General features: G+C 60.5%; 12 protein-coding genes and 1 other annotated feature. Of the genes, 2 read left to right on the forward strand and 10 right to left on the reverse strand.

Translation table 11 applies throughout. The annotated features are described in order from the left end of the window. Nucleotides 1-120 precede the first annotated feature (120 nt). Both GBEM_RS13665 and GBEM_RS13670 read left to right on the forward strand, forming a co-directional pair. Nucleotides 121-1,149 (forward strand): LOG family protein, encoded by a 1,029-nt coding sequence (locus tag GBEM_RS13665; RefSeq protein WP_012531168.1) that lies wholly within the window; start codon nucleotides 121-123, stop codon nucleotides 1,147-1,149. A 221-nt stretch (nucleotides 1,150-1,370) separates the two neighbouring features. Continuing rightward, nucleotides 1,371-1,577, forward strand: a complete 207-nt coding sequence (locus GBEM_RS13670) for a cold-shock protein (RefSeq protein WP_012531169.1) — start codon at nucleotides 1,371-1,373, stop codon at nucleotides 1,575-1,577. A gap of 173 nt (nucleotides 1,578-1,750) precedes the next feature. On the opposite strand, the gene GBEM_RS13675 is transcribed toward GBEM_RS13670, so the two are convergent. The 10 genes from GBEM_RS13675 to rseP all read right to left on the reverse strand — a co-directional run bounded on the left by GBEM_RS13675 (nucleotide 1,751) and on the right by rseP (nucleotide 14,178). Then, on the reverse strand, nucleotides 1,751-3,583 hold the full coding sequence (locus tag GBEM_RS13675) for an MXAN_6640 family putative metalloprotease (protein ID WP_012531170.1): 1,833 nt from the start codon (nucleotides 3,581-3,583) through the stop codon (nucleotides 1,751-1,753). After that, complete coding sequence (locus GBEM_RS13680) at nucleotides 3,583-4,089, reverse strand: prealbumin-like fold domain-containing protein (RefSeq protein ID WP_012531171.1); 507 nt, start codon at nucleotides 4,087-4,089, stop codon at nucleotides 3,583-3,585. The genes GBEM_RS13675 and GBEM_RS13680 overlap by 1 nt, the downstream gene beginning before the upstream one ends. A 212-nt stretch (nucleotides 4,090-4,301) precedes the next feature. Beyond that, nucleotides 4,302-5,849, reverse strand: a complete 1,548-nt coding sequence (locus GBEM_RS13685) for a 2-isopropylmalate synthase (protein WP_012531172.1) — start codon at nucleotides 5,847-5,849, stop codon at nucleotides 4,302-4,304. A 136-nt stretch (nucleotides 5,850-5,985) separates the two neighbouring features. After that, nucleotides 5,986-6,227 (reverse strand) — a binding site (T-box leader). A gap of 128 nt (nucleotides 6,228-6,355) precedes the next feature. Beyond that, nucleotides 6,356-7,108, reverse strand: a complete 753-nt coding sequence (gene pssA, locus GBEM_RS13690) for a CDP-diacylglycerol--serine O-phosphatidyltransferase (protein ID WP_012531173.1) — start codon at nucleotides 7,106-7,108, stop codon at nucleotides 6,356-6,358. Nucleotides 7,109-7,140: 32 nt separating this feature from the next. Next, a complete protein-coding gene (locus tag GBEM_RS13695) occupies nucleotides 7,141-7,800 on the reverse strand; it encodes a phosphatidylserine decarboxylase family protein (RefSeq protein ID WP_012531174.1) in 660 nt (219 codons plus the stop codon). 171 nt (nucleotides 7,801-7,971) lie between these two features. Further along, nucleotides 7,972-8,463 (reverse strand): acetolactate synthase small subunit, encoded by a 492-nt coding sequence (gene ilvN / locus GBEM_RS13700; protein WP_012531175.1) that lies wholly within the window; start codon nucleotides 8,461-8,463, stop codon nucleotides 7,972-7,974. A 264-nt stretch (nucleotides 8,464-8,727) separates the two neighbouring features. Further along, complete coding sequence (ilvB, locus tag GBEM_RS13705; RefSeq protein ID WP_012531176.1) at nucleotides 8,728-10,428, reverse strand: biosynthetic-type acetolactate synthase large subunit; 1,701 nt, start codon at nucleotides 10,426-10,428, stop codon at nucleotides 8,728-8,730. Between the two features lie 157 nt (nucleotides 10,429-10,585). After that, nucleotides 10,586-12,247 (reverse strand): dihydroxy-acid dehydratase, encoded by a 1,662-nt coding sequence (gene ilvD, locus GBEM_RS13710; protein WP_012531177.1) that lies wholly within the window; start codon nucleotides 12,245-12,247, stop codon nucleotides 10,586-10,588. 156 nt (nucleotides 12,248-12,403) lie between these two features. Continuing rightward, complete coding sequence (gene tsaB, locus GBEM_RS13715; protein ID WP_041262772.1) at nucleotides 12,404-13,096, reverse strand: tRNA (adenosine(37)-N6)-threonylcarbamoyltransferase complex dimerization subunit type 1 TsaB; 693 nt, start codon at nucleotides 13,094-13,096, stop codon at nucleotides 12,404-12,406. Nucleotides 13,097-13,113: 17 nt separating this feature from the next. Continuing rightward, nucleotides 13,114-14,178, reverse strand: a complete 1,065-nt coding sequence (gene rseP, locus GBEM_RS13720; RefSeq protein ID WP_012531179.1) for an RIP metalloprotease RseP — start codon at nucleotides 14,176-14,178, stop codon at nucleotides 13,114-13,116. Between the last annotated feature and the right edge of the window lie 3 nt (nucleotides 14,179-14,181).

The raw sequence follows: 14,181 nt of genomic DNA on the forward strand, positions 1-14,181 counted from the left end.
CGCCACAATAATAAAATATGCCCTACAAATCAAACTAATAATTGTTCAATGTTATTAAACATTTGCCCTCAGGATTCACCGTGCTATAATGGCCGCCTCATTCCAACAGGGAGCGCCCTCATGCAACTGCGTTTTAACAGAACAAACGATGAAATCGACCAGATGATCGACCAATTGATGGAGAAAGCCGGAGGGGTGCACCACCCGGACCTGGCACGCGAGATGATCATCTCCGCACTCAAGGCGGGGCAGGATACCGACTATTTGGCCGACCTCAAACTTCTGAGCAACACCATGAAGGAGATGCGCTACACCACGAAGATCTTCGCCCCCTACCGGCATAAGAAGAAGGTGACCATCTTCGGTTCAGCCCGGACCAACCCCGAAGAGCCTATGTACAAGAAGTGCATCGACTTCGCCGCCCTTTTGGCGGACAAGGGGTACATGATCATCACCGGCGGCGGCGGCGGGATCATGCAAGCCGGAAACGAAGGAGCCGGCAGCGAATCATCCTTTGCCGCCAACATACGGCTACCGTTCGAGCAGTCCGCAAACCCGGTCATGCTTAAGAACCCGCGACTCATTACCTATAAATACTTCTTCAACCGCAAGGTGGCCTTCGTGAAAGAATCCGACGCCATCGCGGTATTCCCGGGCGGCTTCGGTACGCTCGACGAGGCGATGGAGGTATTTACCCTGATCCAGACCGGGAAGACTTCGCCCAAACCGCTGGTTCTCGTAGACGACGAGGAAGGGTACTGGGAACACTTCTTCAGGTTCATCAAAGAAAGACTGCTGGTTATGGGGTTCATCTCCGCAGAGGACTTCTCCATCTTCACCATCACCAAGAGCTATGAGGAAGCGGTCCAGGTCATCGAGGAGTTTTATACCAACTACCATTCTATGCGGTTCGTTAACGGCGAGCTCATCATCCGCCTAACGAAAATTTTGACTCCCGAGCAGATCGAGATGCTGGAGAACGAATTCCCCGAATTGAGATTAGACAACAGCCGCATCGAATTAATTAGCGCCCGGCCGGAGGAAGCTGACGAGCCGGATCTCCTTGATTTGCCGAGGATAGCCTTCCACTTCCACCACCAGCACTACGGGCTGCTGATGGCCTTCATTAGGCGGCTTAACACCTTCTGAGAGGGCCATCATAAAAAAAGTGTTCTGAAAATATTTTCTTGACAAGGTTATTATACGATGTTAATTTTTATCCCAGCAGCTAGTTTCGGAAGTTGACAGCGTCGAAAAGCCAAAGGGATCCAACCACTTTGCGCCGTTTCCAGCCTAGAAACTCTCCGGAAATTGCAGCATCAAACGTAGATCCGGCAGAGTTCCGGAGGTAACAAAAAGGAGGCAGGAAAATGGCACAGGGGAAAGTGAAATGGTTTAACGACGCAAAAGGATTCGGCTTCATCGAGCAGGATAACGGCGAGGACGTGTTCGTGCACTTCTCCGCTATCACAGGGGACGGCTTCAAGTCCCTGGCCGAAGGGGAGTCTGTTTCCTTCGACGTCACCAACGGGCCGAAGGGTCTGCAGGCTGCCAACGTTAAGAAACTCGGCGCCTAACGTCGGCACAAATGCAAAAAAGCCCCGCCGGAGCGCTCCGGCGGGGCTTTTTTATTTTTAAGAAGCATCCCCTCCCAGTTTGAACTCTGGACGCCCCCTTTAAGTACCCTCTCCCTCAAGGAAAGTCCCTCACCCCAACCCTCTCCCAAAGGGAGAGGGAGAATTGATTTTAGTTACCGCCGCACCCGGACCAGGGCGAGCTTCCTCCGCCTCACCACCCCCGCTCCTCCCATCAGCAGCAGTACTGCCGCCAGCGCTCCCGCCGGGTGCTCGACCGACAGCACCACCGGCACCAGCATAACCCTCACCCCACCCTTCATCCATTCGTGCTCCGCGATGATCTCGGCGATCGGCGGGCTGAGCCGGTAATAGAGCGAGACGAAGAGCCGCCCCGGTGCGTTGGTGAGAAGATGGCGGTCCCGGAATTGTCTCAGCTCGGCGACCTTGGGATGCAGGTAACTCCCATATGCCGCGGTGGCGATGAAGCAGCCGCCGCCGCTTGAGCCTCCCCCGCCCCCCGCCGAAGCAGCCACGGTCGGCTCGGAGACATTCAAGGAGCTCCCGTCAGTGCTGAAATTGGCCTGGTGGTTGTCGACGTCGGTGGTATTGGCCACAAGCAGCACCACCTCGTCGCTGGCAGGGTTGAGCGCGTTGAAACCTATTACCGAATAAGCGTTGCCGCCAGTGTCGGCACTTATTTCGCTCACCACCCCGCTTTCTTTCTTGAAGAGGGCGGTCTGGATGCCGCTGGTCTTGGTGATCCTCACGTTGAAGGTGGTGATGACCGGCGAGGGAACGAACCGGTAAAAGGCAAAGGTATACCGCGGCAGGGTGACCGACGGCCTATCGGTGGAACTGATGTTGACCGGATAGGAGGAGTACGTAGCCGCGACAGCATGGAGCGGGATCATACTTATGTCAGGTATGTGGGTATTCCAGTCTCTGGTGTAGACCTTCTTGGCAAAACCCAGGAAATCGGCGCTGAGGCTGCTGCTGTAAGAGGTTGAGAGCACCGAGTCCAGCACCGGCCCCATCTGAATGTCCCCGTCGCTGGTGGTCGGACTGCTGGAAGGCTGCAGCGTGGCCAGCTTCTCCCACGCGGCCTTTACCGCGCCGGCGCCATGGCGTTCGGCGAGGTACCGGTTGAAGATCCAGCGGCCGTACTCGGAATTCTGGTACAGACCCATGTTGAGGGAGATGGTGCTTGCCAAGGGCAGGTACTTGGGAAGGTAGCTGTAACACTGGTTCACCGAGTCGTACACCTCATCCTCCATCCAGGTGGAGGTGACTTCGCCGTACCAGATATCGAAGTAGTAGTTATAGCCGAACTGGATGGCGTGATGAAACTCGTGGGCAGCCGTGATCTGCAGCATCTGATCGCTGCTGTATAAGCCATTGACAGTGAAGATATGGTCGCTGAAAGCCTTGTCAATCTCGATATAGCTCGGCACCGAGACTGCGGAGGCAGGCACGCTGTCGAACTTGGTATAACCGTAGGCCTGCTCGGTTAGAAGGTCACGGAGATACACGTCGTATCTGCCGCTGACCGGAGGCGGGCGGTAACCCTTGGCGGTTACCTCGTCGGCATAGACGTATTCGAAAACCTGGGCCACGCGTTCGACCCAGTCCGGGATCCCGTTGGCGGGGGTGGTGTCGGTAAGCACGGGAGCATCGGAACCGGAGGTCGCGTAGTGGATGTTGAAGTGTCCGCCAGGGGAGACATAGACAGCCTCCGACGAGAGGACAGGCCTTGCGACGTATTTCGCCAGCGTCTTCTGGGTGGCGGGTTCCAGCGCCTTGAAGTCGCGCTTCAAGCTGCGATAGAGGCCGGTGCGGCAGCGCTCGGCAGGCCCGGTCTCAAGCCCCACCACCGCGCTCAAAGCCTTGGCCAACTGAGCCCGCTCCCCTAATTTCGAGAGGTAGTAGTCATCAAGCGGGGCTGCGGAAGCGGCGACCGGAATGAGCAGCAACATGAGTACAGCGCGCATCTTAGAGAAAAGAGCCACTAGTCCACCATCCTTTTGCCCACGCGAAGCGGAGCAAATGTTGTACTGCCTTTTGTCACCTTGACCTCGACCGCGCCCCTGGCGCCGATCTTATAGCTGCCGGGAGGGAGTGCCGCCACGAAGTACCCGTTACTGTCGGTTTCGACCGTCGCAACCGGCTTGCCGCCGGCAGAGATCTCGACCGGGATCAGCGGCACCGCGTCAAAACCGGAGCCGGTGCGAAGCTTTCCCCCGGACGACTGTACATAGCAGATACCCACAACCGCGCCGGTCCCGGCAGGAAGCGGTACCCCCCGGAGCGTTTCCGCCCGGGCCGTCACTATAGGCTGCACCCCGTCCTGGACCGCGATGAAGATTCCAGCCTCAGGCTTACTTGGGATGAACTGCCCGCCCTCGAAATGAAAGTAGGCCCACTGCCCGGCGGGTCGCCGCGCCAGAGCGCTGGCATCGAAGGAAAAGAGCATCACACTCAGGGTCAACAGCAATAACGAAGGAAATACTCTCATAGCAGGTACCATTATGTATCGGGTGGCATGTCAAAATGGTTGAGAGAAAATGCTCCCTGGCAAGCCGAAGGGAAGCTGAAGACAAGGGAGCATTTTAAAAAGGGACATCGAAAAAACGCCTGTAGCATTACACAGGCAGCTGACAATTAACAACAAAAAAAGGAAGCCCCTGAGCGGGACTTCCTTTCTTGTCTCTGCCTGTGTCTGCTATTTTACAGCGTTTCCAGATCGCGGTCGGTGGCGAAGTAGAGCCGGTTCAGCGCGTCGATGTAAGCCTTTGCCGAAGCCTCGATGATGTCGGTCGAAGAGCCGCGGCCGACCACTGGGGTCCGGTCCTCTTCGGTGATGCGCACCGTGACCTCGCCGATGGCATCGGTGCCTCCGGTGATGGCGCCGACGTTGTACTGCAAGAGCTTCACGTCGCGCTTGGTGAGCTTCTTGATCGCCTTCATGGTCGCGTCTACCGGCCCGTCGCCGAGTTCCGCCGCGCGCACCTGCATGCCGTCGATCTCCATCTGCACCGTCGCGGTGGCGACGGCGAAGGATCCGCAGGTGACGGTGATGTGGGAGAGCTTGTACTTCTCCTCGATGTTCTTCGCCTCGTCCAGCACGATGGCGTCCAGGTCCTCGTCGAAGACCTCCTTCTTCAGGTCGGCAAGGGCCTTGAACCTGGTGAACGCCTTGTTCAACGCCTCATCGTCCAGCTCGTGACCGAGCTCTTCAAGCCTCTTTTTGAAGGCGTGGCGACCGGAGTGCTTGCCGAGCACCAGGGCGCTCGACTTGAGGCCAACCGACTCGGGAGTCATGATCTCGTAGGTGGACTTCTCCATCAGCATGCCGTGCTGGTGGATCCCCGCCTCGTGGGCGAAGGCGTTGGCGCCGACGATGGCCTTGTTCTGCTGCACCACGATCCCGGTGACCTGGGTCAAAAGGCGGCTTGCCGGGGTGAGTTGGTCGGTGACGACGTTGGTCTTGAAGGGAAGGATGTCGCCGCGGGTCCGGATCGCCATGACGAACTCTTCCAAAGAGCAGTTGCCGGCGCGCTCGCCGATGCCGTTTATGGTGCACTCCACCTGCCCCGCCCCCGCCTGGACCGCGGCGATGGAGTTGGCGACGGAGAGCCCCAGGTCGTTGTGGCAGTGCACCGAGATGATGGCGTCGTCGATGTTTTTAACGTTGTCCTTCAAGTACTTGATGATGTTGAAGTACTCGAAGGGTATGGTGTAGCCGACCGTGTCGGGGATGTTGACCACCGAGGCCCCGGCGTCGATCACCGCGCCGACCACTTCGGCGAGGAACTTAAGATCGGTGCGCACGGCGTCCTCGCAGGAGAACTCAACGTTGGCGGTATAGGAACGTGCCCTTTTCACACCCTTGACGGCGCTCTCCAACACCTGCGCCGGCGTCATCTGCAGCTTGTACTTCATGTGGATGTCGGAGGTCGCGATGAAGGTGTGGATGCGCCCCTTCTCCTCGGCGTACTTGAGCGCCTCCCAGGCGCGGTCGATGTCCTTGAACCCGGAGCGGCACAGGCCGGCGATTTCGGGTCCCTTGATGTTCTGGGCCACCTTCTTGACCGCCTCGAAATCACCCTCGGAGGCAATAGGGAACCCGGCCTCGATGACGTCAACGTTCAGTTTCTGCAGCTGCTTGGCGAGGCGAAGTTTCTCCTCGATGTTCATGCTGGCGCCTGGGGACTGCTCCCCGTCTCTGAGCGTGGTATCGAAGATCTTGATGGTTCTTGGTTCCGTGTTGTTCACGTGCGCTCCTCCTGTGTGAAGTTGGGCTGCATCAAATTTCCCTCCCCTGTCTGCCGGTCAAAGCGAGGTTCCCGGCAAAAGCCAGGAGAGGTTCCGCGAGCCATGGTTGCTGAAAATAAAAAAAGCCTCCGCCCCAGCAAGGGGCGAAGGCTTTCATAAAAGCTTCCGCGGTACCACCCTCATTCATCCGCATCATGCGGACCTCGTTTACCCTTTACGCGGGTGACGGCCACAGCTAGCACGCGGTACCGAAGTAGAACACGTGTTTCACTGCAGCGGCTCAAAGGCGAGTTCACCTTGCTTCCTCACCGGTTCGCACCAACCACCGGCTCTCTGAAGGGGAAGGGAAAGGCTACTACTCCTCATCACTGCCTTTACATTTCACGCGATAATAGGAAAAACCGCCGACTGCTGTCAAGCGGTTTTTCCGTTTGAATCATTAAAACGATGTTGGCGGCAGGCGGCGCATCCTCAGGAGCGTGCCCGAAATCGGTCCTGCGGCGGCGCTACTGCTGCCTTTTCATCCCCTCGTGCGCCCGGTGCATCGCCCGCTCCAGTCTGCGTCTGCGCGGGTAGGTGAGCACGAATCCGACCGGCCCCGAAAGGATGTAGCAGGTGAAGATGGTGAACAGCATGGTCACCGGTTCGGCCGCGATGACGATCAAAAGGAGCACCGCCAAGACCAGAAAGGCGAACGGCTGACGCTTGATGAGGCTCGGGTCCTTGAAGGAGTTATAGCGGACGTTGGAGACCATGAGGAGCGCCAGGAAGTAGATCAGGACCAGGATCAGAAGCTTGTTGTAAGAGGCGGGCCAACCCATGTGGTAGAAGAAGAGCACCGTCGCGGAGACCATGCTGGCGGCGGCCGGAGTCGGAAGGCCTACGAAGCGCTTGCTCTCAACCGTGTCCACCTGCACGTTGAACCGGGCGAGCCTAAGCGCGGCGCAGGCCAGGAACAGGAACCCGGCGAGCCAACCGAGGCGACCGAAGGGGCGCAGGGCCCAGCAGTACATGAGCAGCCCCGGCGCTGCCCCGAAGGAGACCACGTCGGCTAGAGAGTCGAACTCGACGCCAAACTTGCTGGAAGTCCCGGTCAGGCGGGCCACCTTGCCGTCCAGGCCGTCGAAGATGGAGGAAGCAAGGATCCAGAGCGCGGCGGTGCGGAAATCGCCGTTGACGGTGGAAACCATGCAGTAAAATCCGGCGAAAAGGCTTCCGGCGGTGAATAGGTTGGGGAGGATATAGATCCCCTTGCGCATCCCTTCCCTTTCGACTCTAGGTGTTTCTTCACTCACGGCAGTATCCCCAGTACGGTCTCCCCTGCAACCGTTTTCTGTCCCATGACCACGTCTATGCTGGTCCCGAGCGGGAGGTAGATGTCCAGGCGCGACCCGAAGCGAATCAGGCCGTAACGGCGACCGCGGCTCAGGGAGTCGCCGGTCTTGGCGTAGCAGACGATGCGCCGGGCGATGAGGCCTGCCACCTGCACCACGACCATCCTAAGCCCTGCGGCCGTCTCCAGCACGAGTCCCTGCTGTTCGTTCTCGAAGCTGGCGCGCTCGTCCCGCACGTCGAAAAATTTTCCCTTGGTGTAAAAGCCGTCCACCACCTTGCCGCTGATCGGCGCGCGGTTCACGTGGACGTTGAAGACGGACATGAAGATGCTGATCTTTTCGAACTCGCCGTTTGTGTGCGGCTCGATTACTTTCCCCAGAAAAATCACCTCGCCGTCGGCCGGGGCGACCACGGTGTTCTCGTCGCCGGGCGTCGCGCGCTCGGGGTTTCTGAAGAAGAAGACGGTAAACACGGTGAGTACGAAGAAGAGAGTGGCAGGGACGAAGAATCCGCAGTGCAGGAACTGCCCAAGCAGCGCCAGCAGCAGGGTTGCTGCGGCGAATCCGGCTATGAAGGGGTACCCCTCTACAGCGATCGGGGTATCAGTGTTGCGCATCAATGTACCTCATTGTCAGTAGTATCCGACGCCGTCGGCGTCGTGAGCGGATCCCGCCCGGCGTAAGGGCGATAAAAAGGCCGGATTCGGGCGGACTCCACAACAACGCGGGAGTATAGCCCGAAAACGGCCTTCGGTGCAACGAAAGATTAAAGAGAAGGCGCGCGCGGGCTACCCCTTCCACCCCTTGGCGCCCCGCCCGATCACGACCGGCCCGGTGCTGACCAGTTCCTTGAGACCTAGCGGCCTCAAAAGTTCAACCATGGCGCTGACCTTGGCCGGAGCCCCGGTCGCCTCCAGCGTGTAGGACTTCGGGGTGACGTCGATGACCTTGGCGCGGAAGATATCGGCGATCCTCAGCACCTCGGCGCGGCTTTGGTCCTCGGCCGAGACCTTGACCAGCACCATCTCCCGCTCGATGGCGTTTTCCGGTTCGAAGTCTATGACCTTGATGACGTCGATCAGCTTATTGAGCTGCTTGGTGATCTGCTCGATGATCTGTTCGTCGCCGCGGGTGACCAGCGTGATCCTGGAAAGCGCCTCGTCGTTGGTGGGCGCGACGGTGAGCGAGTCTATGTTGAAGCCGCGGCCGGAGAAAAGACCGACCACGCGGGAGAGAACCCCGAATTCATTCTCTACGAGCACTGCTATGGTGTGTTTCATAAAACCCTCCAAAGGCGGATCAAAGGCAATTGACAATTGATAATTGACAACGATAAACAACGCGCCTTAAAGAACTGAAGACATCGACAATGTGCAAATAGCAATCGTCAACGACTATCTAAGTGAATGGAAATCCCCGTCAACCGCAATGACAGTAATAACTGACTGATGACTTTTCGTTGTCAATTGTCAATCGTCAATTGTCAATTGGGTTACGCCGTCAATTGGGTTACGCCGTCAATTGGGTTACGCCGTCAATTGGGGTTACGACGCCAACACCATCTCGGTGAGGGACGCTCCGGCGGGAACCATCGGGAGCACCTTCTCCTCGCGGGCGACCTTGAACTCCATCAGGACCGGGCCGTTGGTGGCGAACCCTTTCTTGATCACCTCGTCGACCTCGTCGACCTTGGTGGCCTGGAGACCGGTGGCGCCGAAGGCCTCGGCGAGCTTTATGAAGTCGATGGGGAGTTCCATGCAGGTGGAGGAGTAGCGCTTGTCGAAGAAGAGCTCCTGCCACTGGCGCACCATGCCCAGAAAATTGTTGTTCAGGATGCAGATCTTCACGTTGAGCCGGTTCTGCACTATGGTGGCTAGCTCCTGCAGATTCATCTGGAAGCCGCCGTCGCCGCAGACCACCATCACCTGGCGCTCGGGAAAGGCAGCCTGCGCGCCCATGGCCGCGGGAAGGCCGTAACCCATGGTGCCGAGGCCGCCGGAGGAAAGAAGGGTCCTGGGGGTGGTGAAACCGAAGAACTGCGCGGTCCACATCTGGTGCTGCCCCACGTCGGTGGCGACGATGGCGTCGGGGTCGGAAAGCGCGCGCAGCCTCTGGATCACGTACTGCGGCTTGATGGTGGTGGTGGACTGCTTGTAGGACATCGGGTGCTTCGCCTTCCACCCCTCGATCTCGGCGGTCCAGGGGGCGATGGCGTCCTGGCATACCTTGGCGTCGGGGCAGACCAGCTCGGCCGCCTTCAGCATCTTGGCGAGGACGTCGCGCACATCCCCCACGATGGGGAGATCGACGCGGACGTTCTTCTTGATGGAGGTGGGGTCGACGTCGACGTGCACGATCTTCGCGTGCGGCGCGAAGGAGGCGATCTTGCCGGTGACGCGGTCGTCGAAACGGGCGCCGATGGCTATCAGGACGTCGCAGTTCGACACGGCCATGTTGGCGTAGTAGGTGCCGTGCATGCCGAGAAGCCCCAGCGACAGCGTATCGTTCTCCGGAAAGGCGCCGAGCCCCATGAGGGTGGTGGTGACCGGTATGGCGAGGCGCTTGGCAAAGGCGGTGAGCTCCGCCGCGGCGTTCCCGAGGATGACGCCGCCCCCCACGTAGAGCACCGGGCGCTTGGCCTGGGTGATCATGGTTACCGCCTTCTCCACCTGCTTCGGGTGCCCTTCGAGGTTCGGCTTGTAGCCGCGGATCTCGACCGTCTCCGGGTAGTGGAACTCGGCCTGCGCCATCTGCACGTCCTTCGGCAGGTCCACGAGGACCGGGCCGGGGCGGCCGGTGCGGGCGATGTAGAAGGCCTTCTTCATGATGGTGGGGAGGTCTTTGACATCCTTCACCAGGAAGTTGTGCTTGGTGCAGGGACGGGTGATGCCGATGATGTCGGCTTCCTGGAAGGCGTCGTTGCCGATCAGCGCGGTGGGAACCTGCCCGGTGACGATCACCATCGGGATGGAGTCCATGTAGGCGGTGGCGATGCCGGTGATGGTGTTGGTGGCGCCCGGACCGGAGGTGGCTATGGCGACCCCTACCTTCCCGGTCGCGCGTGCGTAACCGTCCGCTGCGTGGACCCCTGCCTGCTCGTGACGCGGCAGGATGTGCCTGATCTCCTTGAACGAGAAGAGCTCGTCGTAGAGGTTGATGACCGTACCCCCGGGATAGCCGAAGATCGTGTCGACCCCCTCCCGTTTGAGGCACTCCAACAGAATTCGTGCGCCGTTCATTTTCATGTTTTCCCCCATGCCGCGGGCAGTTTGCCTGCCTGCTATTGATCGGTCCCGGGCTTGGTAAGCCTGGAACCACTAGTAATGAAGCCGTCCCCTGAGGCCGACGCCGCCATGGTAAAGGCGTGCCTGCCCCTGCCCCTTGGTAAAGGGGGTCGAGGTTTTATTCAGCGGTGGTGATGGCGCCGGTGTGGGCCGAGGTAACCACCTTCGCATAGCGGGCGAGCCAACCCTTCTTGATCTTCGGCTCGGGGGCGACCCAGCGGGCGCGCCGTTCTGCCAGCACCTCGTCGCTCACCATGACCTTGAGCGAGCGTGCCGGAATGTCCAGTTCAATGGTGTCGCCGTCTTCGATGAGGCCGATCGGGCCGCCGGCCGCCGCTTCGGGCGCGATGTGGCCGATGCAGGGGCCGCGGGTGCCGCCGGAGAAGCGGCCGTCGGTGATGAGCGCCACGGAGTCGCCAAGCCCAAGCCCCATGAGCGCCGCGGTGGGAGCGAGCATCTCGCGCATCCCCGGGCCCCCTTTGGGCCCTTCGTAGCGGATGACGACCACGTCTCCCCCCTTCACCACGCCACCCATCATGGCAGCCATCGCCTTGTCCTCGGAGTCGAAGCAGCGCGCGGTGCCGGTGAACTTCATCATCTTGTCGGATACGCCCGACTGCTTGACCACAGCACCCTTGGGGCAGATGTTGCCGAAGAGAACGGCGATGCCACCTTCCTTCTTGACCGGGTTCGAGAGCGGATGGATCACTTCCTCGTCGACACCCTTCAGGCTCGCCGCGATCTCCTTGGTGCTGAGCCCCATGAGGGTCGGGCAGTCGTGGATCTTGTCGCCCAACTGCTTCAGCACCCCGGCGACGCCGCCTGCGACGTCCAGGTCTTCCATGAAATGCTCGCCGGCCGGGTTCATGGAGGCAAGCTGCGGGGTCTCCTTGGCGAGGATGTCGAAGGTCTCCAGCGGGAGCTCGACGCCTGCCTCGTGGGCGATGGCCAAGAGGTGCAGCACCGTGTTGGAGGAGCCGCCCAGCGCCAGGTCAACCCTGATGGCGTTCTCGAACGCCTCGCGGGTCAGGATGGAGCGCGGGGTGATGTTCTGGCGCACCAGGTCGACGATGCGCTCGCCGGAGGCGAAGGCGATGCGGCGCTTGAGCGCGGAGACGGCGAGTGCGGTGCCGCAGCGCGGCAGGCTCATGCCGAGCGTCTCGGTGAGGATGGCCATGGTGTTGGCGGTGAAAAGCCCCTGGCAGGAACCCATGCCCGGGCAGGCGTTCTCCTCGCAGCGCGCGAGCTCCGCGTCGTCGATGACCCCCGCCTTGTAGCGCGCCATGGCCTCGAAGGTGTCGGTGACGAAGGAATACTTACGACCTGCGTCGCCGCGGCCGCTCATCATGGGGCCGGCGGTGACTACGATGCAGGGGATGTCGAGCCTCGCGGCAGCCATGAGCATGCCCGGGGTGATCTTGTCGCAGTTGGTCAAGAGCACGAGGCCGTCCAGGCGATGCGCCTCGGCGACCGACTCGACCATGTCCGCGATCAGCTCGCGGGTGGGGAGGGAGTAGTGCATCCCCTTGTGCCCCATGGAGATGCCGTCGCAGACCCCGGGTATCCCGAAGAAGAAGGAATAACCGCCGCCGGTGTGGACACCCTTCTCGATGAAACGCTCCAGGTCGCGCATGCCGACGTGCCCCGGAATCAGATCGGTGAAGCTGGTAGCGATGCCGATGAACGGCTTCCCCATCTCGCTTTGCGGAAGCCCGGTCCCTTTCAAGAGCGCGCGGTGCGGGGTCCGTTCCAAACCTTGGGTGATAGTGTCGCTACGCATATAGATTTCCCCTTAAACCGGCGCGACCCTGTTCGGAATCGCCAAACCGGCAGTTGATATAGCCAAAAACAGAGTGTTTAAGAGAGGTTATAGGAGAACGAAGGAAGGGACAACATAATACATTAAAACTGAACTGTCAACAGCTACCAAACGGCGTTAAAGTCCGTCGCGGCGGCGTTTGGCGATCTCCGCCTCGGAGGCGCGCAGGTAGGTGGGGTTGAGCAAAGCAAGCGGGGTGAACTTCCCGGAAAGCGCGGCCTCGTGCGCGATGACGGCACCGGCGCAGGCTCGGGGGAGGTTGGCGTGCCAAGGGGGAAAGATGGCGAGCTCCCCAAGGGTCGAGACGATCAGTTCGCGGTAGCGCACGGCGCCGTCGCCCACGAAGATGGTGGGCTTCACGATCCCCGAAAGAAACTCCTTCGGCCCTATAACCGCGTCAGAGCGGAGCGTTTCGGGAAGCGAACCGCAGCGGTAAAGCGCGGCGTACACCTCGCCCTTGCGGGCGTCGTACATGGGCGCCACCGGGTGGGAGCTGAAGGGAAGGTTCATGGCCAGCATGGCTAGCGACGAGAAACCGACGACGGGCTTCCCGGTGGCCAGGGCAAGCCCCTTCACCGTGGCGATGCCGACCCGGACCCCGGTGAAGGAGCCAGGCCCTAGGGAGACCGCGAAAGCGTCGAGCCCCTCGGGGGTAAGCTTGGCCGCCTTCAAGAGGCCCGAGACCGATTCCAGCAGGCGCCCGGAATTGGAACGGTCCTCGCCCAGGATGCACTCGCCCAGAAGGGTGGAGCCGTCGCTCAAGGAGACGGAGGAGCAGTTGCTGGAGGTGTCGATGGTGAGTATCTTCACGTCGTTTTCCTCTGCCGTCACGCCTTTTGGGCGAACATGCGGGCGATGTCGTTGTAGAAGGCGAGCATCATGAGGCCGATCAGGAGCACGAGCCCAACCTGCTGGGCGATCTCCCGGGCCCTCTTGCTGAGCGGTCTCCCCGTCACCAGTTCGATCAGGAAAAACGCCAGGTGCCCGCCATCGAGAATCGGCACCGGCAAAAGGTTCAGGACGCCCAGGTTCACCGACAAGAGCGCCACGAAAGCGAGGAAGCTCACCCCGCCGGCTGCCGCCTGTTCCCCCGCCATCTTCACGATCATGATCGGGCCGCCGATGTTGTCCAGCGGGATGGCGCGCTCGACCAGGCGCACCAGCGAGAGCACGGTGAGCCTGATCACGTTCCAGCACTGGGCGCTCCCCCTCGTTATCGCCTCGCCCGGGGGGAAATGGTCAATCACGGTCTCGCCGGCTGCAACCACGCCTATCACCGGCTGGGTCACCGTGTCCCCCAAGAGGTTCTTGCTGGTGCGGCTCTCCGGGACCATGGTGAATTTCAGGGGGGTCTGCCCCCGCTGCACCTCTACCTCGACCGGCGCGAGCTTCCCCTCGGCGATGATCTTCGCGAAGTCGTCCCAGCGCGCCACGGGCTTGCCGTTCACGGAGCGGATGGTGTCGCCGGCCTTCACGCCTGCCTTGGCGGCGGGTTTATCGGCAACGACGTCCCCCACCTTGGTGGTGACGGCGGGGACCCCAACCATGAAGATGATGATGAAAAGGATGTAGGCGAAGAGGAGGTTGAAGATGGGCCCGGCCGCGACGATCACGATCCGCTGCAGCACCGGCTTCTCGGCGAAGGAGCGGGCGCGGTCCTCTTCGGAGATCTCGACGTCCTCCCCCTCCCCCACCATCTTCACGTATCCCCCCAAGGGGAGCGCCGACAGGAGGTACTCGGTCTCGCCTATTTTCCTGCCGTAGATCTTGGGGCCGAAGCCGAGAGAGAATTTCTCCACCCCGACCCCGAAAGCCTTGGCGAAGAGGAAGTGTCCGAGCTCATGGAAGAAAATCAGAGCCCCGAGGGCGATGATTGCGAAAAGTATGCTCATAAC

This window comes from Citrifermentans bemidjiense Bem, assembly GCF_000020725.1.
Classification (GTDB): domain Bacteria; phylum Desulfobacterota; class Desulfuromonadia; order Geobacterales; family Geobacteraceae; genus Geomonas; species Geomonas bemidjiensis.